The 248-nt window shown below is 65.7% G+C and carries 1 pseudogene; it reads left to right on the forward strand.

What is annotated here, in order from left to right:
- Positions 1 to 248: pseudogene (locus EOB49_RS35645) on the forward strand (glutamine synthetase); the annotation flags it as partial.

Consider the following 248-nt stretch of genomic DNA (forward strand, 5'->3'; position numbering starts at 1 on the left):
ACTACCGCAAGGATGTGATGCGGGCGGCCGACGATCTGGTCATGCTGAAGCGGCTTGTGCGGGCGCAGGCGCGCCGCCACGGCGTCACCGCCTGTTTCATGGCCAAGCCGATCGAGAAATATGCCGGCTCGGGCATGCATTTCCATGTTTCGCTGCAGGACAAGGCCGGCCGAAACGTCTTTGCCGAAGCTGGGGGCGAGAGCTGGTCGCTGCCGCTGCTGCAGGGGCTCGGCGGCCTGATCCAGACC

Origin of the sequence: Mesorhizobium sp. M7A.F.Ca.MR.148.00.0.0 (assembly GCF_003997735.1) — a bacterium.
GTDB lineage: Bacteria > Pseudomonadota > Alphaproteobacteria > Rhizobiales > Rhizobiaceae > Mesorhizobium.